This is a genomic window from Streptomyces sp. NPDC006510, from assembly GCF_040611955.1.
Lineage (GTDB): Bacteria > Actinomycetota > Actinomycetes > Streptomycetales > Streptomycetaceae > Streptomyces.
This window is the reverse complement of the sequence record NZ_JBEXPH010000160.1, coordinates 1-19,508: the sequence shown is the minus strand read 5'-3', so window position 1 is coordinate 19,508 and position 19,508 is coordinate 1. Positions and strand designations below refer to the sequence as shown.

Genomic DNA, 19,508 nt, shown 5'->3' with positions numbered 1-19,508 from the left:
GCGGTCTGGGCGCGCTGCGCACGGGCCAGGGCGAGCGGGCCGGCGCCGAGTTCGGCGAGCAGCTGGCGCTCGATCTGCCGGGCGGAATAGCCGAGCCGGGCCGCGAGTCCGGGGACGCCCTCGCGGTCGACGACGCCGTCCCGGATGAGCCGCATCGCGCGGGCGACGGAGTCGGCCCGTGCGTTCCACTCCGGGGAGCCGGGGCTGGTGTCGGGCCGGCAGCGTTTGCAGGCCCGGAATCCGGCCTGCTGACAGGCTGCGGCGCTGGGGTAGAAGGTCATGTTCTCGACCTTGGGCGGCACGACCGGGCAGCTGGGGCGGCAGTAGATCCGGGTGGTGAGGACCGCCGTGAAGAACCAGCCGTCGAAGCGGGCGTCCTTGGACTGGACGGCCCTTACGCAGCGCTCGGTGTCGGTGTACATGGCTCAAGCATCCGCCACCCGACACCCGGGGGCTGGCGAGAATCCGACATCAACCTCGCACTGCCAGCAACTCTTCGACCATCGTCCCAGGCGAGGGGTCCGCGCAGGATGAACGTTCCCGACGCGGCCCGCCCATCAGGAGCGGGGGAGGCCGCGTCGGGGACGGCTGTCACCAGGAGGACTTGGTGACCCCCGGCAGGAATCCGGCATGAGCCTGCTCGCGTGCGCGGACGCGGGACAGACCGAACTTCCGCAGGTACCCGCGGGGCCGTCCGTCCACGCTGTCCCGGTTGCGCACTCGAGTCGCACTGGCGTCGCGCGGCTGACGCCGGAGCTCGTCCGCGGCAGCCCGGCGTTCGGCATCCGTGGTGGACGGCCGGCGGATGATCTCCTTCAACTCGGCGCGACGGGCGGCATACCGCTCGACGGTCGCTCTGCGCTTCTCGTTCTGCGCGATCTTGCTCTTCTTGGCCATCAGACCCTCACCCCCCTGGCGCGGATGCGGGCGACGGCCGCCTCGATCCCGATGCCGTCGACGGTCCTGATCGCTCTGGCGCTGAGCGTCAGCCGGACATGCCGCCCCTCGCTCGGCAGCCAGTACCTCTTGCGCTGGATGTTGGGGTCGAAGCGGCGCGAGGTGCGCCGGTGGGAGTGGGAGATGTTTTTGCCGAATCCCGGCCGGGCGCCGGTGAGTTGGCAGTGGGCGGACATGGCGTCACCCGCTTTCCGCGGAGAACCGCTTGTTGGAAATGGAAATCATTGCCATATAGTAGCGCCCATGGCTCGCAATGAACTACGCCCGGTCGTCAAGCTCCGCTCCACCTCGGGGACCGGCTACACCTACGTCACCCGCAAGAACCGCCGGAACGACCCCGACCGCATGGTCCTGCGCAAGTACGACCCGGTCGCCCGCAGGCACGTCGAATTCCGCGAAGAACGCTGACCCTCCCCCGCCCGATCCAGTAAGGACACCGCCATGAAGCCCGGAATCCACCCCGCGTACGGTCCCGTCGTCTTCCGCGACAAGGCCGCCGGCTCCGCCTTCCTCACCCGCTCCACCGCGACCAGCAAGAAGACGGTCAAGTGGGAGGACGGCAACACCTACCCCGTCGTCGATGTCGAGATCTCCTCCGCGAGCCACCCCTTCTACACGGGCACCGCCCGTGTTCTGGACACCGCCGGCCGCGTCGAGCGGTTCGAGCGCCGCTACGGCCGACGCGGGGCGAACTGATGCGGGACAGGGGCCGGTTGCCCGTCGTGATCGTCGGCGGGCTCCACGCCGACGCGCGCAGGGAGGTCGTGGACCGGCTGCTGCGCACCGTCGTCGGCAGCGTCGCGCTGCACCACGATCTGGCCACCGCCGCCGCGGGCACCGTACGACGCCTCGTCAGGGACGCATCGGGTGTGCTGTCCCACGGGCAGGCCCCGCTCGTCAACGACTGCGCCTGCTGCGCGTTGCGCGAGGACCTGGTCCCGGAGCTGGAGCGGCTGGCCGCCGACGGGCCGACCCGGCTCGCGGTCGTCGAACTGTGGGACTCCGTGGAACCCAGGGCGATGGCCGAGGTCGTCGCCGCGCACGGCGGCGACGCCCTCGAACTCACCAACGTGATGACCGCCGTCGACCCCGCTCTCGTACTGCCCTGCCTCGGGAACGGCGACGACCTGGCCGAGGCGGGTCTCGCGGCGGCCGCCACGGACCGGCGGACCGTCGGCGACACCTGGGCACGGCAGTTGGAGTACGCGCCCGTGCTCGCTCTCGTCGACAGCGAGGCGGCCGACGACGAGGACCGCGCGCTGCTCGCACAGCTCCACCCGACGGCACATCAGGTTTCGACCAATTCGGAGGAACTGGCCCGGCTCGCCTTCGCCGGTTTCGACGTGGAATCGGCGGCCGCGGCCCAGCACCCCGCGTGCGCGCTGCTGCCGCAGGAGGCGGACGAGGCGGGGGTTGCCACGCTCGTCTGGCATCGCCGCCGCCCCTTCCATCCCGAGCGGCTCTTCCAGGCGCTGGAGGACCTGTGCTGTGCGGCCGCGCGCAGCCGTGGCCGCTTCTGGCTCGCCGACCGCCCCGACACCCTGCTGGCCTGGGACGCCGCCGGCGGTGCGCTCTGCGTGGAGAGCGCGGGGCCATGGCTGGCCTCCCTGCCGGACGCGGCCTGGGACATGGTGCCTCCCGTCCGCAGGGCGGCGGCCGCCCTCGACTGGCACCCCGAGCACGGCGACCGCTGCCAGCACCTCGTCTTCACCTCCCCCGGCCTCGACCGGGACGGGCTGGTCCGGCTCCTCGATTCCTGTCTGCTCACCGACACCGAGTACGCCGCGGGGCCGGAGGCGTGGAAGCGGCTCCCGGCCCCCTTCGACTCGCTCCTCGACCCGGTCTCCTGACCCGCGGTCCTCCGGGGCGCGGCTCCGTGACCGATCACGCCGAACACCGAACCTCGAACCTCGAACCCAGGCTCACGCCGAAGCCCGCACCCAAGGAATTCGCATGGCACGACGCAACGATCCCCACCAGCCACTGAAGGCACGTCCCAACCCGCTGGACTCGGCCGGAATCACCTACATCGACTACAAGGACACCGAGCTGCTGAGGAAGTTCATCTCCGATCGCGGCAAGATCCGCAGCCGCCGCGTTACCCGGGTCACCGCTCAGCAGCAGCGACAGCTCGCCAGGGCGATCAGGAACGCCCGCGAGATGGCCCTGCTGCCCTACGCACACCGGTAGCGACGCACGCCCCGTGCCTCCCCGCCGGGCCCGGGGGTCCCGGGCCCGGGAGACCGCGTCCGCTGCGGCTGCCGGCCGCGCGTTCACGGAGTCCCGGCAGCGCCCGGCTCGGCACGCGTCGACGTCGTCTCGGCGTACGGCTCTCTCCCGCGCGCGCAGCACACCAGAACCAGCAGACGGAGCGAGGGGGGCGCGCCCCGCCATTGCCGCAGCGGTGCTTGACGAACTCGACCTGGTGCGGCGGGCGGTCGGGCACGGCCACCTGCCGGGAACCGTTCAGGTGCGTGCTGGTTCCCGGAGCGCGCGGTGGGACCGACGGCGGATTCGACTCCCCCCGGCGTACTGTTCGACCGCCCCCGTACGCTCGTCCATCCGACTGATCCCCCGTCAAGTCACTTGTGTCATATTCGATTTGTATGGGTCACTTGAATATCTCAACCGGTGGGCCGCCCATCCTTCTCCGGGGGAGCGCGGAGCCGTTCTGTTCGCCGACCGTCCGTGCATGACGGATCTCGGCATCGTCAGCTCGGGATGGCCGCGATGGGCGCCCCCGTAGAGGACTTGGATCCGACCAGTCGCCTCTGCCAGGTCACGGCAGCGGCTGATGCGGCAGCCCCAGGCCTCTGCAAGGGAGCGGTGCGCGAGTCATCCGCGCACACCGAGTACCTCATCGTCGAGGTCACGGGCGTGTCCGTGACCTCTGCGACCCGCGCGCGGTCATGGCCGCCGTGAGCGAGTCGACATCAGCCACGTGAACACCTCGGCCTCGTGTCGAGGAGGAAAGTTCGACGGCCGTCGGTTCATCACCGCGGGGCAGCACCGGCTCGTACGGAGCGGCACCGTCGGTGGGCCGGCCACGGCGTCCGGGGCCGACGGCCCGCTGCACAACTCATCACGGTTCCACGGCAGTGAAGATCGCTGCCGGCGCCTCCTCCCGGCAGGCAACTCCCGGACGCTTCCCGGGTGCGTCCATCGGCGTACCCGAGGGAGCGGCGGAAGAGGAGGCGAGCAAGGACGGCCGAGTCAGTGGCCCGGTGGTCCACGGCGTGGCCAGGGGGGTCTCGACCGTGACCTGACTCAAAGCCGACTCCCGGATCTCATCTCTCAGTTCACGCAAGGAGGACATCATGCCAATCACTCCGAACCAGGGCTCCACCGGTGGCGGTACCACCGTCACCATCACGGGCACCAACCTCGCGGGCACCACCGCTGTGCTCTTCGGCACCAAGCCGGCCACCAACGTCACCAATGTCTCGCCCACCCAGGTCACCGCTGTCTCGCCGGCCGGTTCCGGCGTGGTCGACGTGTTGGTGACCACGCCGGGCGGAACCAGCAACCCGTTGCCGTTCTTCTATGTCGGCGCCCCGTTCAAGTCCGGTCTGAGCGAGAATTCGGGCGCCACCGTGGGCGGCAACACCATCGTCATCAGCGGCACCGGCCTGTCCACCGCTACGGGGGTGTCCTTCGGCGCCAATACCGTGACACCGACGGTGCTGTCGGACAGCCAGCTCAGCGTCGTCGTGCCCGCGGGTGCGGCGGCCGGGCCGGTGAGCGTCAGTGTGACGACCGCCGGAGGCACCAACAACGGTCTGTCGTACACGTACATCGACGCCCCCACCATCGCCGGGATCACTCCGACTTCCGGACCGACGTCCGGCGGAACCGCGGTGACCATCACAGGCACCAACCTGACCTCGACGAGCCAGGTCACATTCGGCGGGGTGGCGGCACCGTTCTCGGTCGTCAACTCGACGACGGTGTCCGCCGTCACCCCGCCCGGCGCCGTCGGTGCGGTCGACGTCACTCTCTCCAACCCCGCGGGCACAGCCACGGATGCCGGCGCCTTCACGTACGCGGCGGGCCCCGGCATCTGATCCGCTACGGCTGCGGCACCGGCTGCCGACGCGGATCAGCGCCCGGCGCCGGTACCGCCTCCGATGCCTGATGTCCGCCCGGTCCGGGACACTCCGTACCGGGGCCGGGCGGGCATCCCGCTCATCGCCGCCCGGCCGGGAGGTCCGGGCGGCGCGCCGAGCTCTGCGTCCTGTCCATAGCCCCCCGACCACAACCCGCGTATCACATCACCAGACAGGAGAACGGCTGTGGACCACTCCGACAGCTCAATGCCTCACACCATGCGGCCGTCGACGGCCGCGGCGGCCGCCACGAGCAGCCCTTCCGCGGGGGTCGCCGGAACGGTCGTCACGCTGAACGGCACCGGATTCACCGGTGCGACAGCGGTTGCCTTCGGCGGTACTCCGTCCGCTTCGTTCACTGTGGTGTCCGCAACCCAGATCACCGCAGAAGCCCCGGCCGGTACGGGCACCGTACAGATCACGGTGACCACACCCAATGGAACCAGCAACGGCGTCGGCTTCACCTACACGATCGCGACGCCCGCAATCAGTTCCATCGCCCCCAACCAGGGTTCGATCGAGGGCGGAAACACGGTCACGTTGACCGGCACCGGCTTCACCGGCGCCACCTCGGTCCGTTTCGGTGCCGTGGCCGCCGCGTTCACCACCGTCTCTGCGACGCAGGCCACCGCGGTCGCTCCCGCCGCGCCGGCCGGCACCGTCGATGTCACGATCACCACTCCGGGCGGCACCAGCGCCGGGATTCCCTACACCTATCGCGCCGTTCCGGTTCTGGGCAGTGTGGCTCCGGCCCAGGGGCCGGTCGCCGGCGGCAACAGCATCGCCTTGTCCGGGACCGGCTTCACCGGAACGACTTCCGTTCGCTTCGGGGTCAACGCGGCGAGTTCGTTCACCGTCGTCTCGGCGACTCAGCTGACTGCGGTTGTGCCCACCGGCGGACCGGGTCCGGTTCCGGTCACGGTCACCACGCCCGGTGGGACCAGCGCCCAAGCCGTCTTCTACTACTACCTCGGCACACCGGTTCTCAGCAGCGTCACGCCCGGGGCGGGGCAGGTGGGCGGTGGCAACTCCGTGACGCTGACCGGTGCGAATCTACTCCAGGCCACTTCGGTTCGCTTCGGCCCGACAGCGGCGACCAGCTTCACCATTCCCTCGGCCACGGAGATCAAAGCGGTGGTGCCGCCGGGTGCCGTCGGCACCGTCCCGGTCACCGTCACCACACCAGGCGGCACGAGCAACAGTGTGTCCTACGTATACCTGAGTGCCCCGGTCATCGTTGGTCTGACGCCCAATCAGGGACCTGTGGCCGGCGGAATCACGGTCACTGTTACGGGCGTCGGGCTGACGTATGCCACCGGAGTACTGTTCGGGTCCGTGCCCGCCGCCTTCACCGTGGTCTCCGACACCCAGCTGACAGTCACGGCACCGCCCGGCGCGGCGGGCACGGTCACCGTCAGGGTCCTCACTCCCGGCTGGACCAGTATCGGCGTTCCGTACACCCGAGTCGGCCCGCCCAGCATCTGAGCGGCCGGGCGCGCGGGACGCCCAGGTGCACGTCGTTGCGCGAAGGCACTTCCGGACGGCAGTAGGTCTGTGCGGTCGCGTGGACCGTCCGGTGGTGCTCGTCGCGCGGTGTGCCACCAGGCGTCCTACGCCTGGCTCCGGGAGGAGTACGAGCCACCCCGGCGCCGGTGCCGAGGAAGCGTGTGACGGCAGTCCGGTGTCGATCAGTCCGGCGGTGGCGGCGGCTCCGGGCGGCCCTGCTGTTCAGACCGCCCGCAACCGCCGCCAGACCGCCTTCGCCGCGTGGTGGCCCGACATGCCGTGCACCCCGGGGCCGGGCGGAGTGGCCGAGGAGCACAGGAACACCGCCGGGTGCGCCGTCGCGTACGGCACGCGTGCGAGCTTGGGCCGGATCACCGTCTGCAGGCCGGAGAACGCGCCGCACGCGATGTCACCGCCGACGTAGTTGGCGTTTCGCGCCACCAGCTCGGGCGGCCCCGCCACCGCACGGGCGAGCACCAGGTCGCGGAACCCGGGGGCGAAGCGCTCCAGTTGCCGTTCGATGACGTCGGTGGCGTCGCCCTCCCATCCCGACGGAACGTGTCCGTACACCCAGAAGACGTGACGGCCCTCGGGCGCGCGGGACGGATCGACCAGGCTGGGCTGTGCGGTGATCAGGAACGGCACACTCGGGTCGCGGCCCGCCACCGCGGCCGTCAGCGCGGAGTCGATCTCGCCGGCCGTCGGGCCGATGTGGACGGTTCCGGCCCGCCGGGCGTCCTTCGCGGTCCACGGGACGGGTCCCGACAGGGCGTAATCGATCTTGAAGCAGGACGCGCCGTACCGGTAGCCGTGGTAGGCGTGGCCCAGCCCGGCGATACGGGCGAGGGCGGTCGGCGAGGTGTCGAAGACATAGGCGCGGGCCGGCGGGAGCTCGTCGAGACGCTTGACCTCCGTGCCGGTACGGATCGTGCCGCCCTGTTCGCTTATGTACGAGGCGAGGGCGTCGGAGATGGCCTGCGAGCCGCCACGCGGCACGGGCCACCCCTTCTCGTGGGCCGCCAGCGCGAACAGCAGGGCGATCCCGCCGGTCGCCAGACCGCTGATGGGCGCGATGGCATGGGCGGCGAGCCCGGCCAACAGACCGCGCGCCTTGGCACCTCGGAAGCGGCGGGAGAGCAGCGATGCGGGCTGGAGCGCGTCGAGGCCGAAGCGCACCCAGCGGTAGGGGTCACGGGGCAGCCCGTCCCACGGGGTGCGCAGGAAATCCTGGGCGAGGGTGTCCCAGTGGCCCAGGTAGGGGGCGACGAGCCTGCGGTACGCCCCCGCGTCCCGGGCCCCCAGCGACATCGCGCTCTCCCCCACCGAACCGGTGAGCACGGCGGCCGTGCCGTCCGGGAACGGGTGGGCGAGCGCCAGCTCGGGCTGGAGCCACTCCAGGCCGTGCCGGGCGAGCGGCATCGCGCTGAACGCGGGTGAGCCGATGCCCAGTGGGTGGACTGCGGAACAGGGGTCGTGGCGGAATCCGGGGAGGGTCAGCTCCTCGGTACGGGCGCCGCCTCCGACGGTCCCTTCCGCTTCGAAGACCTCCACGACGAAGCCGCGGCGAGCCAGTTCGGCCGCGGCGGTCAGTCCATTGGGGCCCGCCCCCACGACGACTGCATCGAGCATCGACGGCACCTTCGGACTCCTTCGTCAGCCGACGGCCAGGACACCCAGGATATTCCGAGGCATCGACAGCGCGGTCGCGGGTAGGGTCGCCGCGCGATGAACACACCGAACTCCCAGGCCGCGCCCATGACGGCCGTCGAAGCAGCCGTGCCCGCCCCTGTCGCCGACATGGCCTCCCGGCTCGCCGCCCTGCCCGGCATCCGGGCCGTCGCACTGGGCGGCAGCCGGGCCCGTGGCACCCACCGTCCGGACTCCGACTGGGATCTGGGCGTGTACTACCGCGGCACCCCCGATGTGGCGGCACTGACCGCGCTGGCGTCCGAGGTGCAGGGTTCCCCCGTCGAGGTGGCCGGTCCAGGCGGGTGGGGACCGTGGGTCAACGGCGGGGCCTGGCTACGGGTGGACGGCGTCCCGGTGGACTGGATCCTGCGCGACCTCGACCGGGTGGAGGCGGTCTGGGCGGACTGCCGCGAGGGTCGCTTCGAAGTGGGCGTACAGCCGGGGCATCCGCTCGGGTTCTGGTCCCCCGCGTACCCCGGCGAGGTCGCACTGGGGGCCGTACTCGTCGACGTGCGAGGGGAATTGACGGAGCTTCAGGAACAGACCCGGAGCTATCCGGAGCCGCTGCGCACCGCGCTCGTCGAAGCCGCCTGGGAGGCGGAGTTCTCCGTGGAGGCGGCCCGCAAGTCGGCTCCCGGCGGCGACCCGCTCCATGTCTCCCTGTGCCTGTCACGGGCGTTCGGCATCCTCGCCCAGTCCCTCCACGCCCACCACCGCACCTGGTGTCTGAACGAGAAGGGCGCGTCGGCCGCGGCTGCCGCTCTGCCGGGCACCCCCGCGCACTACGCCCGGCGGATCGGCGAGGCGCTGCGGGGCCTGGACCCGGAGGCGGTGGAGCGGGCCGCGGAGCTGGTGCGGGACGTACGGGCGGCCCTCGCGGTGGACGAGGCGGGCCGGCCGAAGCGGGGGTGAGCGCCCGGCGCCGCTCAGTCCCGCTGCCCGCAGGCAGCGGGATCACGGTCAACGCCCTGCACCCGGCGCATCTGATGGACACCCGCAGCGTGCGGGAGTACGGGCTCACACCGGCCGTCGCCGTCGAGGAGCGCGTACGCCCCACCGTCCGGCTGATCACCGATCCGGCCCTGTCCGATGTCACCGGCCGATACTTCGACCGGTTCACGGACACGCCCGCCCATGAGCACGCGTACGATCCGCAGGCCCGCGCCCGGCTCGGGGCACTGACCCGCGAACTCCTCGCCTGATCGGGCTCCCGTCCGGTCAGGCCTCGCCGCGCAGCGCCTCAAGGACGCGTTCGACGGTCGCCTCGTCGCGGGCCGCCGTGAAGGGCAGGGCGTTGCCGCCGGTGATGCGGAACGGCGCGCCGGAGAGGGTGGCCTGGGCGCCGCCCGCCTCGGTGACCAGCAGCAGGCCCGCCGCGTGGTCCCAGGCGTACTCCCAGTTGAAGGCGACCGCGTCCTGGTCGCCCCGGGCGACGCCGAGGTATTCGAGGCCCGCCGAACCGCAGGGGCGGGCCTCGATCCCCTCGGTGCGCAGGCCGAGCAGGGCGCGCTTCTGGGCGTCGGTGGTGTAGTCGGGGTGCGACATCGCCACGTGCAGAACGGCCCCGGGGGCGGGCGAGCCGGAGCGTATCGGCTTGCCGTCGAGGGTGGCGCCGCGGCCGCGGACCGCGATCGCCATCTCGTCCAGGGCCGCGGCGTACGTCCAGGAGGCCAGGAGTTCGCCGCGGTGGGCGAGGGCGACCAGGGTGCAGAAGCCCGGTTCGCCGCGGACGAACTGGCGGGTGCCGTCGACCGGGTCGACGATCCACACGGGTGCGTCGCCGCCCAGGGCGTCGTACACCTCCGGGTCGGCGTGCACCGCCTCCTCGCCGACGACGACCGAGCCGGGCAGCAGCCCGGTCAGCGATGCGGTGAGGTGTTCCTCGGCGAGACGGTCGGCGACGGTGACGAGGTCGTGCGGACCGCTCTTCTCGACGATCTCGTGCGTGGCGAGCTGCCGGAAGCGGGGCATGATCTCGGCGGCGGCCGCCGCGCGTACCGCCGCCTCGACCTCGGTCAGGTCCCCGGTAAGGAATTCATCGATCATGCCTCCAGCCAATCACGTCCCGCCGGGAACCCGACGACCTGGTCCTGTCGGGGAAGTGGCCGCTCAGCGTCCTACGGCGTACCCCTGCATGCCCCGCGGGTTGGCGGCCGCGGAGAGCACTCCGGTCTCGGGGTCGCGGGCCACGGCGCACATCCGACCCTCGGACCACGGGTCGCCGACGGTGACGTCATGGCCGCGTCGGCGCAGTTCCGCGACGACCTCCGGGTCCATGCCCTCCTCGACGGTGACGCTGCCGGGACGCATGCCTCGCGGGAAGAAGGAGCCCGGGAAGCTGTCGTTGTGCCAGTTCGGGGCGTCGATGGCGCCCTGGAGGTCGAGTCCGCCGCGGACCTCGGCGCGCAGCGCCACCGCCAGGAAGAAGTGCACCTGCCACTGGTCCTGCTGGTCGCCGCCGGGCGTGCCGAACGCCATCACCGGGACGCCGTCGCGCAGGGCGAGGGACGGGGTGAGGGTGGTGCGGGGGCGGCGGCCGGGGGTGAGGGAGTTCGGCAGGCCCTCGTCCAGCCAGGCCATCTGGAGCCGGGTGCCGAGCGGGAAGCCGAGCTCCGGCACGACCGGGTTGGACTGGAGCCAGCCGCCGCTGGGCGTGGCGGAGATCATGTTGCCCCAGCGGTCGACCACATCGACATGGCAGGTGTCGCCACGGGTCGTGCCGTCCTTGGCGACGGTCGGCTCGCCGACACCCGCCGTCGGGATGCCCATGGCGTCGAAGCCGTCCTCGCCGGAGGCGACCGCGTGGGCGTGGCCGCTGAGCACGGGGGTGCGGCCGTCCGGGCTGCCGGGGCGCAGCTCGCGCGAGGCCTCGGCGGTGATGAGGGCGCGGCGCTCGGCGTTGTACGGCTCCGAGAGCAGGGTGTCGAGGGGTACGTGGGTGGCGTCGCCGTACCATGCCTCCCGGTCGGCCATGGCGAGCTTGCAGCCCTCGATGAGCAGGTGGACGTAGTCGGCGCTGCCGTATCGGGGCAGCTCGGCGGGGAGCAGGGCGAGCTGCTGGAGGAAGGCGGGGCCCTGGCTCCAGCCGGCCGCCTTGGCGAGCGTCCAGCCGTTCCAGTCGTACGTGGCGGGCGCCTCGTACGACGCTGACCAGCCGGCCAGGTCGGCGGCGGTGAGGGTGCCGGTGTGACGGGAGCCGCTGGTGTCGATGGTGGGGCGGGCGGCCTGGCGGACCAGGGCCTCGGCGATGAAGCCCTCGCTCCAGATCTTGCGGGCGGCGTCTATCCGGGCGGCCCGGTCCTCGCCGCCGGTCGCCTCCGCCTCGGTGATCAGCCGGCGCCAGGTGGCGGCGAGCGCGGGGTTGCGGAACAGCTCGCCCGGCCTGGGCGACCTGCCGCCGGGCAGGTACACGTCGGCGGAGGACCGCCACTCGGTCTCGAAGAGTTCACGGACGGTCTCCACGGTCTGGCCGACCCGCTCGACGGGTGCGTGCCCGTCCTCGGCGTAGCCGATCGCGTACCGCAGCACCTCGGCGAGGGTCTTGGTGCCGTGGTCGCGCAGCAGCAGCATCCAGGCGTCGAAGGCGCCCGGCACGGCCGCGGCGAGCGGTCCGGTGCCGGGGACCAGGTCGAGGCCGAGGGAGCGGTAGTGGGCGACGGTCGCGCCCGCGGGGGCCGGGCCCTGGCCGCACAGCACCCGTACCTCGCCGTCCTTCGGCGCCAGGATCATCGGCACCTCGCCGGCCGGGCCGTTGAGGTGCGGTTCGACGACGTGCAGGACGAATCCGGCGGCGACCGCCGCGTCGTAGGCGTTGCCGCCGTCCTCCAGGACCGCCATCGCGGACTGCGAGGCGAGCCAGTGGGTGGAGGACACCATGCCGAAGGTGCCCTGGAGGGTGGGCCGGGTGGTGAACACGGTTACGGCTCCTTGCTGCGACGTGCGGAAGAGGTGGAACGGGTCGTATGTACGGGGGTCAGGCGGCGGCGTCCGGGGCGGTGCCGTCCTCGCCGACGAGGTGGCAGGAGACCTGCCGGCCGCCGGGGAGTTCGCGCAGTTCCGGGACCTCGGTGCGGCACCGCTCGGTGGCGAGCGGGCAGCGGGTGTGGAAGCGGCAGCCCGGCGGGGGATCCAGCGGGCTGGGGAGTTCGCCGTGCAGCACGATGCGTTCCCGGGAGCGCTGCTCGACCGGGTCCGGGACCGGTGCGGCGGAGAGCAGGGCCTGGGTGTAGGGGTGCTTCGGGGAGGCGAACAGTTCGGCGGTCGGGGCCTGTTCGACGATCTGCCCGAGGTACATCACGGCGATCCGGTCGGCGAGGTATTCGACGGCGGCCAGGTCGTGGGTGATGAACAGGCAGCCGAAGCCGCGGTCGCGCTGGAGGTCGGCGAGCAGGTTGAGTACGGACGCCTGCACGGAGACGTCGAGCGCGGACGTCGGTTCGTCGGCGACGACGAGGTCGGGGTCGCAGGAGAGCGCGCGGGCGATGGAGATGCGCTGGCGCTGTCCGCCGGAGAGTTCGTGCGGGTGGTGGTCGGCGTGCTCGGGGCGCAGCCCGACCTGGCCGAGGAGCTGCTCGACCCGGGCCCGTACGGCTTCGCCCCGGGCCTGCCGGTGCAGTCTGATCGGCTCGGCGATGATCCGGCCGATCGTCATGCGCGGGTCGAGCGAGGACGACGGGTCCTGGAAGACCAGGTGGAAGTCCTTGCGCAGGGGGCGCAGGGCGCGGCGGGAGAGGTGGGTGACATCGGTCCCGTTGATGTGGACGGTGCCGCCGGTGGGCTCGTCGAGGCGTACGACGCAACGGCCGACGGTCGACTTGCCGCTGCCGGACTCGCCGACGAGGCCGACGACCTCGCCTCGGCCGATGGTGATGGAGACCCCGTCGACGGCGCGGACGGTGCCGCCGCCGGAGGCTGCGAAGTGCCGTTCCAGGTTGTCGATCCGCAGCACGGGGGGCTGCTGGTGCGGGGAGTCCTCGTCGCTCGCGCGCGGTGCGGGGACGGTCTGCGGGGTGGTCACTCTCCGGCCTCCTGGTCGGTTTGCGCGGCGTCGGCGGCGGTCGATTCGGTGAACGCCGGTGCGGCGGTGCCGGACGGCTCGTCCGCGCCGTACGGGTGCCAGCACGCCGCCCGGTGGCGGGCGTCCGTGCCCGACTTCGGGTCGATGGACCTGAGGCCGGGACGGCTGCCCGTGCAGGTGTCGTCGGCGCGGCCGCAGCGGGGTGCGAAGGTGCAGGCGTCCGGCTGGCTGTCGAGGCTCGGCACCAGGCCGGGGATCTCCGGCAGCCGCCGCTTGCCCTCGCCGCCCGGCCGCAGCACGGCGCCGAGCAGCCCCCGGGTGTACGGGTGCCTGGCGGAAGCGAACAGGTCGTGGACCGGGGCCTGTTCGACGGACCGGCCCGCGTACATCACCAGCACCCGGTCCGCGGCGTCGGCCACCACACCGAGGTCGTGGGTGACCAGGACGATCGCCGTGCCGAGACGTTCGCGCAGCGACTGGAGGACCTCCAGGATGCCGGCCTGCACGGTGACGTCGAGTGCGGTGGTCGGCTCGTCCGCGATGAGTACGGCGGGGTCGCAGGCGACGGCGATCGCGATCATCACGCGCTGGCGCATACCGCCGGAGAGCTGGTGCGGGTACTCCTCGACCCGCTGCCGCGGGGCGGGGATGCCGACCAGGTCGAGGAGTTCCACGGCACGCGCCCGGGCCTCCTTCCGGCTCATCCCCCGGTGCCTGCGGAGCACCTCGCCGATCTGCCGGCCGATGGTGAGGACCGGGTTGAGCGAGGTCATCGGCTCCTGGAAGATCATCGCGATGTCCTTGCCGCGGACCTTCTGCAGCTCCTTCTCGGACGCGCCGGCCAGTTCCCGGCCGCCGAGCCTGATGGAGCCGCCGATCCGGGCGGTGGGCGGCAGCAGACCCATGACCGCCATCGAGGTGACGGACTTGCCGCACCCCGACTCCCCCACCACGGCGAGCACTTCGCCGGGGAGAAGGTCGTAGGAGACCCCGTCGACGGCGTGCACGGTCCGGGTGTCGGAGCGGAAGGAGACCGACAGATCACGGACGCTGAGCACGGGTTCGGGTACGGTGCCGGGCGCGGGTTCGAGTACGGCTTCGGTCATCGGGTGCCTCCGCGGGGGTCGAGGACGTCACGCAGTCCGTCGCCGAGCAGGTTGAAGGCCAGCGTCGCCGCGACGATCGCGAGGCCGGGGAAGACGGCGAGCCAGGGCGCGGGCGCCAGGAAGGACTGGGCGCCGGAGAGCATCACGCCGAGGGACGGGGCGGGCGGCTGGACACCGAGGCCGAGGAAGCTGAGCAGTGCCTCACCGATGATCGCGGCGGGGATGCCGACGGTCGCCTGGACGATCAGTGCGGAGGTGGCGTTGGGGAGGATGTGCCGGAAGAGCACGGTGCCGTCTCCGCCGCCGTTGACGACGGCCGCCCCGACGTAGTCGACGTGCTTGAGCCGCAGGGTCTCGGCCCGGGTGATCCGGATGACGGCGGGGATCTGCGAGATGCCGATGGCGATGGTGGCGTTGGTGAGCGAGGGGCCGAGGATCGCTGCCAGGCCGACGGCGAGCACCAGGAAGGGGAACGCCAGCATGGTGTCGGTGAGCCGGGAGACGGCGCTGTCGGTGAACCTGCCGTAGTACCCGGCGAGCAGCCCGAGCGGTACGCCGATGACGAAGGCCAGCACGACGGCGACCAGGCCGACCTGCATGGAGGCCCGTGCCCCGTACACGATGCGGGAGAGCTGGTCCCGGCCGAGGTCGTCGGTGCCGAGCCAGTGCGTCCAGCTCGGTTCGGCCAGTACGTTCCCGAAGTCGGGCTGTGCCGGGTCGTACGGGGCGATCAGCGGGGCGAACAGGGCGGCGAGGACGAAGACCGCGGCGATGATGCCGCCGGTGAGGGCGAGCCGGTTCCGGCGCAGGGCCCGCAGCCTGCCGCCGGTCCGCTTCTTCGCGGTGGCCGCCGGTGCGGTGGGGAGCGTCTGGGTCGCTGTGGTCACCGGGCACCTCCGAGCCGGATGCGCGGGTCGATGACCGAATAGACCACGTCGACCAGCAGGTTGATGAGGATGTACGCGGCGGAGGTGCAGAGCACCACGGCCTGGAGCGTCGCGTAGTCGCGGGTGAAGACGGCGTCGATGGTGAGCTTGCCGAAGCCGGGCAGGACGAAGATCTGTTCGGTGACGACGGCGCCGGAGATCAGATGGCCGAGTTGGAGACCGAGCACGGTCACCACGGTGACGAGCGAGTTGCGCAGTGCGTGCCCGCCGACGACGGACCGCTTGGACAGCCCCTTGGCGCGGGCGGTGCGGACGTAGTCGGCGGAGAGCGAGTCGAGCATCGCGGCCCGGGTCTGGCGCATCACCACGGCGGCGAGCCCGGAGCCCAGGACGATCGCGGGCAGCACCATGCGACGCAGGTTGTCGACCGGGTCGGTGCCGAAGGGTACGTAGCCGGAGGCGGCGAACACCGGTATGGCGATGGCGAATCCGAGGACCAGCACGATGCCGAGCCAGAAGGTCGGGATGGACAGCCCGATCAGCGCGACGACGTTGGCGAGCCACTCCTCGGGCCTGCCGCGCCGTACGGCGGCGACGACCCCGGCACCGATGCCGAGGACGACGGCGAGCAGCAGGGAGAGCGCGGCCAGCTCCAGCGTGACGGGCAGCGCCTGGCCGATGGCGTCCGCGACCGGGAGTCCGGTGCGGGAGGAGGTGCCGAGGTCGCCGGTGAGGGCGTGGCCGATGAACCGTCCGTACTGCACGACGATGTTGTCGTCGAGGCCGTACGCCTCACGGATCGCGGCGAGCGCTTCGGGGCTGCGTTCCTCGCCGGCCAGGGCGAGTGCCGGGTCGCCGGGCAGCGCCCGGATTCCGGCGAAGACCACGACGGAGACCAGGAAGAGCGTGATGAGGGACTGACGCAGCCGCGTCAGCAGGTACTTCGTCATCGGGTGTACCCCGCAGTCCTGACCCGGACCAGTCCGTCGCCGTAGACACGGATGCCCGCGACGGACTTGGTGGCGACGACATAGTTCTTCTGCCGGTAGAGGTAGATCATGGTGTGGGCGTCCTGGACGCGCCGGGTGAGCTCGTCGTAGATCGCGGTGCGGCGGGCCGGTTCGGCGACGGTGCGGCCCTCGTCGATCAGCCGGTCGATCTCCGGGTCGCCGAGGCCGTAGGCGTTCATGGCACCCGCGGTCTTCAGGAAGTTGGAGACGTTGCCGTCCGGGTCGAGCCGTCCGGACCAGCCGCTGGTGAAGACGTCGTAGTGGCCCGCGTCGGTCTCCGAGAGCATCGTGGCGTACTCGGTGGGCCGCAGCGCGAGATCGAAGCCCGCCTCCTTGACCATGGCCTGGAGGACCTGTCCGACGCGGCCCTGTTCGGGGGTGGTGGAGGTCTTGAGCTCGATCCGGACCGGGGTCTTCGCTCCGGCCTCCTTCAGTAGCTTCTTCGCCTTCGCCACGTCGCGCTTCGGGCAGTCCTCGGGCTTGACGCCGGGGGCGATGGCGGACTGCGGGGAGATCGGTCCGCAGGCCGGCTCGTACATGCCCTGGAAGACGACCTTGTTGAGGGTCTCGCGGTCGATGGCCAGCTCGAACGCCTCCCGGACCCGGACGTCGCGGGCGAGCGGGGTGTCGAGCTTCCCCGGCCGCCGGCCGAGCCCCTTCACATTGCCGACGTTGAGGCCGATGCCCTGGTAGCCGAGCGAGGGCGAGTTGAAGAGCTGGAGCCCCGGCTCGGTCAGCGCGCTCTGTACGTCGATGGGACCCATCTGGTCGCCGACCTGAAGGTCTCCCGAGCGCAGATTGGCGAGCCGGACGTTGCCGTCGGGGATGGGTTTGTAGACGACGCCGTCGAGGTGGACCTTGTCCGCGTCGTAGTAGTTGGGGTCCTTCTTCAGCACGATCCGGTCGCCGCCGACGCGTTCGACGAAGCGGAACGGCCCCACGCAGGAGGGGTGGTTGGTGAAGTTCTTCCCGTACTTCTTGAGCGCGGTCGGCGACATCACCATCCCGGCCCGGTCCGCGAGCACACCGGTGAGCGGGACATAGGGCTGCTTGAGCTCCATCCGTACGGTGTCCGGGCCGGTGGCCTCGATGGTCCTGACCGGGGCGAGTTCGGTGCCGCGGGCGGATCCGGGGAGATCGCGGTGTCGCAGCAGTGAGGTGACGACGGCCTGCGCGTCGAGCCGGGTGCCGTCGCTGAACTTCAGGTCACGGCGCACCCGCAGGGTGACGGTGCGGCCGTCGGCCGAGGTGGTGGGCAGTGCGGCGGCCAGCTGCGGCACGACGACGCCGTCCTCGTCGATGTCGTAGAGCTTCTCGCACATGCCCGCGAAGACCGTCCGGCCCACGAGGGTCTGGGCAAGAGTGGGGTCGAGTTTGTCCGGGTCGGAGTTGAGAGCGACGGTGAGCGTCCCGCCGTCGCGTACGGGCCGTTCATCGGATTTCCGCACACCGCCGACCTCGGTCGCCGAGGACTGCAGCGATGCGCAGCCCGAGGTGAGGGACACCAATGCAACTGCCACCAGGGCAACCGCTTTTCGGCGCACGAGGGCCTACCTCCCGCCAGGGGTGATCAAGGAATATCGCAGACCGTATTTCGCATACAGTCCGCAAGGCAAGAGGGTTCCCACATGGCGGACGAATTTTGTTGACGATCGGATAACGGCCGGCCAAAAAGCCCCGCTTCAGGGCATTCATCGCCTGTCGGTCACTTCGGCGGATTCGACGGAGCGGGCCGAGAAGGCGGTGGATGCCCTGAAGCGGGGCCCAGGGAGGGGCGAGGGCACGGACGGCCGGGCCGCCGGGGAGGCGCGCGACCGGCCGCGACGTTCAGAACCAGTCGTCGTCCCTCGGCGGGTCGCAGAGCTCGAAGACCACTTCACCCGTGTCCGGGCCGTCCACGGCGACGGGACGCACCCGGGCGCCGACCGACACCCGGTGCGGGGCCGCGCCCACGACACGGCAGCGGAACACGAAGCCTTCGGACAGCCGGACGAGGGACTCGTTGCGCGCGGCCTCCGTGTAGCGATGGACGACGCCGGACCTCACCACAACACCCAGACCCGCGCTGTGTTCGGGCTTCAGATCACTCGACGCGCACACCGGGCACAGCAGCCTCCGGAAGGAGGCCGTGCCGCACCAGCGGCACCGGTGGTAGTTCAGGCCGGCTTCCTCATGCACCGTCTGCACGGTGCCACTTGATGACTGGGACACGTTCGACCCCCTGCGCTCGGCTCGGATGCGCCGCACCTGCGCGTCGGCGCGTCCGCACCATAGGGCACTGAGTGCCGAAACGTAAAGACACTCAGTGCCAGAACAAGTCGGACCGAACGGCTCAGTCCTGCCCGATGGCCGACTCGATCTGCTGCACCACGCGCCACATCGGAGCACCCTTCGCGGCGACCATCACCACCACGTCGCCGCCGGCCGGAGGCATGGCCGCGCTTCCGCTCAGGCCACTCCCCCACACCCTGCGCACCATCCCGAGGGCGTGGTCGACGGCGGCCTCCGCATCGCCCTCGCCGCCCGAACGCAGCCACGTCCGCAGCCCGTTGTTGTGCGCGGCGACCACGGACGCGGCGATCACCTCGGCGCGCAGCGCCCCGTCCTCCGACTCGCCGTACCTGCCGCGCAGATAGCCGGCCATCGTCTGCTCGTACCGCCGCACCACGGAGAGTTCGTAGGTACGCAGCCCGGGGACCTCGCGGGTGAGCCGGTACCGCTGGACGGAGAACTCCGGGTTGGCCGAGTACATGCGCAGCACCAGTCTGGCCGCGTCGCTCACCGCGTCCACCGGCTCGGCGTCACCGGCCTCCGCCAGGAACGCGGTCATGTCGGCGAGGCACCGCTCGTGATCCGGGAAGACCGCGTCCTCCTTGGACGGGAAGTACCGGAAGAACGACCGGCGCCCGACCCCGGCCCGCGCCACGATGTCGTCCACCGTGGTCTGTTCGAAGCCCCGCTCCAGGAAGAGCTGGAAGGCCGCCTCGGCGAGCACCTCCCGCATCGGGGCCTTCTTCGCTGGTCTGCGCGCGTCAGTCATGCCGGGAACGTAGCACCGGAAGGCCCATTATGGCACCGGGTTCCTTTACAGAGGGTACTGAGTGCCATATCGTCATCCCTACGAACCACACCCAGGTAGGAGAGCCGGCGTGAGCTTGAGGATCGTTGTCTGTGTGAAGTACGTGCCCGACGCCACCGGTGACCGGCATTTCGCCGATGATCTGACGGTG

21 protein-coding genes and 2 pseudogenes are annotated in these 19,508 nt (G+C 71.4%); 10 read left to right on the top strand and 13 right to left on the bottom strand.

What is annotated here, in order from left to right; all coding sequences use genetic code 11:
• The 3 genes from ABZY11_RS33540 to rpmB all read right to left on the bottom strand — a co-directional run.
• A partial coding sequence (locus ABZY11_RS33540) for an Ada metal-binding domain-containing protein (RefSeq protein WP_356482774.1) occupies positions 1–422 on the bottom strand: 422 nt, incomplete at its 3' end.
• A 169-nt stretch (positions 423–591) separates the two neighbouring features.
• On the bottom strand, positions 592–897 hold the full coding sequence (rpsN, locus tag ABZY11_RS33535; RefSeq protein ID WP_356482773.1) for a 30S ribosomal protein S14: 306 nt from the start codon (positions 895–897) through the stop codon (positions 592–594).
• Positions 897–1,133 carry a 50S ribosomal protein L28 gene (gene rpmB, locus ABZY11_RS33530; protein ID WP_356482772.1) on the bottom strand — a complete coding sequence of 79 codons (237 nt, stop codon included), beginning with the start codon at positions 1,131–1,133 and terminating at the stop codon, positions 897–899. Before rpmB ends, rpsN begins: the two co-directional genes overlap by 1 nt.
• A 67-nt stretch (positions 1,134–1,200) precedes the next feature.
• On the opposite strand from rpmB, the gene rpmG reads away from it, so the two are divergent.
• From rpmG to ABZY11_RS33495, 7 genes are all read left to right on the top strand, one after another.
• Positions 1,201–1,365 carry a 50S ribosomal protein L33 gene (gene rpmG / locus ABZY11_RS33525; protein ID WP_356482771.1) on the top strand — a complete coding sequence of 55 codons (165 nt, stop codon included), beginning with the start codon at positions 1,201–1,203 and terminating at the stop codon, positions 1,363–1,365.
• Between the two features lie 33 nt (positions 1,366–1,398).
• Positions 1,399–1,653 (top strand): type B 50S ribosomal protein L31, encoded by a 255-nt coding sequence (locus ABZY11_RS33520; protein WP_356482770.1) that lies wholly within the window; start codon positions 1,399–1,401, stop codon positions 1,651–1,653.
• Positions 1,653–2,807: a GTP-binding protein gene (locus ABZY11_RS33515; protein ID WP_356482769.1), complete on the top strand. Its 1,155-nt coding sequence runs from the start codon at positions 1,653–1,655 to the stop codon at positions 2,805–2,807. Before ABZY11_RS33520 ends, ABZY11_RS33515 begins: the two co-directional genes overlap by 1 nt.
• Positions 2,808–2,910: 103 nt before the next feature.
• Positions 2,911–3,147: a 30S ribosomal protein S18 gene (gene rpsR / locus ABZY11_RS33510; RefSeq protein WP_356482768.1), complete on the top strand. Its 237-nt coding sequence runs from the start codon at positions 2,911–2,913 to the stop codon at positions 3,145–3,147.
• 908 nt (positions 3,148–4,055) lie between these two features.
• Complete coding sequence (locus ABZY11_RS33505) at positions 4,056–4,223, top strand: hypothetical protein (RefSeq protein WP_356482767.1); 168 nt, start codon at positions 4,056–4,058, stop codon at positions 4,221–4,223.
• 51 nt (positions 4,224–4,274) lie between these two features.
• Entirely contained in the window at positions 4,275–5,021 is a 747-nt protein-coding gene (locus ABZY11_RS33500; RefSeq protein WP_356482766.1) for an IPT/TIG domain-containing protein, read from the top strand.
• A 249-nt stretch (positions 5,022–5,270) separates the two neighbouring features.
• Positions 5,271–6,548 carry an IPT/TIG domain-containing protein gene (locus ABZY11_RS33495; protein WP_356482765.1) on the top strand — a complete coding sequence of 426 codons (1,278 nt, stop codon included), beginning with the start codon at positions 5,271–5,273 and terminating at the stop codon, positions 6,546–6,548.
• A 243-nt stretch (positions 6,549–6,791) separates the two neighbouring features.
• Here ABZY11_RS33495 and ABZY11_RS33490 read toward each other — a convergent pair whose 3' ends face one another.
• Positions 6,792–8,207, bottom strand: coding sequence for an NAD(P)/FAD-dependent oxidoreductase (locus tag ABZY11_RS33490; protein ID WP_356482764.1), 1,416 nt, complete (start codon positions 8,205–8,207; stop codon positions 6,792–6,794).
• Positions 8,208–8,324: 117 nt separating this feature from the next.
• Here ABZY11_RS33490 and ABZY11_RS33485 point away from each other — a divergent pair, with 117 nt between their 5' ends.
• Entirely contained in the window at positions 8,325–9,170 is an 846-nt protein-coding gene (locus tag ABZY11_RS33485; protein WP_356482778.1) for a nucleotidyltransferase domain-containing protein, read from the top strand.
• Between the two features lie 35 nt (positions 9,171–9,205).
• A pseudogene (locus ABZY11_RS33480) lies at positions 9,206–9,460 on the top strand (3-oxoacyl-ACP reductase); the annotation flags it as partial.
• A 16-nt stretch (positions 9,461–9,476) separates the two neighbouring features.
• Here the strand turns inward: ABZY11_RS33480 and ABZY11_RS33475 are convergent.
• From ABZY11_RS33475 to ABZY11_RS33435, 9 genes are all read right to left on the bottom strand, one after another.
• Positions 9,477–10,304, bottom strand: coding sequence for an inositol monophosphatase family protein (locus ABZY11_RS33475; protein ID WP_356482763.1), 828 nt, complete (start codon positions 10,302–10,304; stop codon positions 9,477–9,479).
• 63 nt (positions 10,305–10,367) lie between these two features.
• Complete coding sequence (locus tag ABZY11_RS33470; protein WP_356482762.1) at positions 10,368–12,173, bottom strand: gamma-glutamyltransferase; 1,806 nt, start codon at positions 12,171–12,173, stop codon at positions 10,368–10,370.
• Positions 12,174–12,231: 58 nt separating this feature from the next.
• Entirely contained in the window at positions 12,232–13,206 is a 975-nt protein-coding gene (locus tag ABZY11_RS33465; RefSeq protein ID WP_356482777.1) for an oligopeptide/dipeptide ABC transporter ATP-binding protein, read from the bottom strand.
• Between the two features lie 65 nt (positions 13,207–13,271).
• A complete protein-coding gene (locus ABZY11_RS33460; RefSeq protein ID WP_356482761.1) occupies positions 13,272–14,381 on the bottom strand; it encodes an ABC transporter ATP-binding protein in 1,110 nt (369 codons plus the stop codon).
• Complete coding sequence (locus ABZY11_RS33455) at positions 14,378–15,199, bottom strand: ABC transporter permease (RefSeq protein ID WP_356482776.1); 822 nt, start codon at positions 15,197–15,199, stop codon at positions 14,378–14,380. The genes ABZY11_RS33460 and ABZY11_RS33455 overlap by 4 nt, the downstream gene beginning before the upstream one ends.
• A 65-nt stretch (positions 15,200–15,264) precedes the next feature.
• Positions 15,265–16,218 carry an ABC transporter permease gene (locus ABZY11_RS33450; protein ID WP_356482760.1) on the bottom strand — a complete coding sequence of 318 codons (954 nt, stop codon included), beginning with the start codon at positions 16,216–16,218 and terminating at the stop codon, positions 15,265–15,267.
• Complete coding sequence (locus ABZY11_RS33445) at positions 16,215–17,798, bottom strand: ABC transporter substrate-binding protein (RefSeq protein WP_356482759.1); 1,584 nt, start codon at positions 17,796–17,798, stop codon at positions 16,215–16,217. Before ABZY11_RS33445 ends, ABZY11_RS33450 begins: the two co-directional genes overlap by 4 nt.
• Before the next feature lie 307 nt (positions 17,799–18,105).
• A complete protein-coding gene (locus ABZY11_RS33440) occupies positions 18,106–18,465 on the bottom strand; it encodes a hypothetical protein (protein ID WP_356482758.1) in 360 nt (119 codons plus the stop codon).
• Positions 18,466–18,610: 145 nt separating this feature from the next.
• Positions 18,611–19,282 carry a TetR family transcriptional regulator gene (locus tag ABZY11_RS33435; protein ID WP_356482775.1) on the bottom strand — a complete coding sequence of 224 codons (672 nt, stop codon included), beginning with the start codon at positions 19,280–19,282 and terminating at the stop codon, positions 18,611–18,613.
• A 145-nt stretch (positions 19,283–19,427) separates the two neighbouring features.
• Here ABZY11_RS33435 and ABZY11_RS33430 point away from each other — a divergent pair.
• A pseudogene (locus ABZY11_RS33430) lies at positions 19,428–19,508 on the top strand (electron transfer flavoprotein subunit beta); the annotation flags it as partial.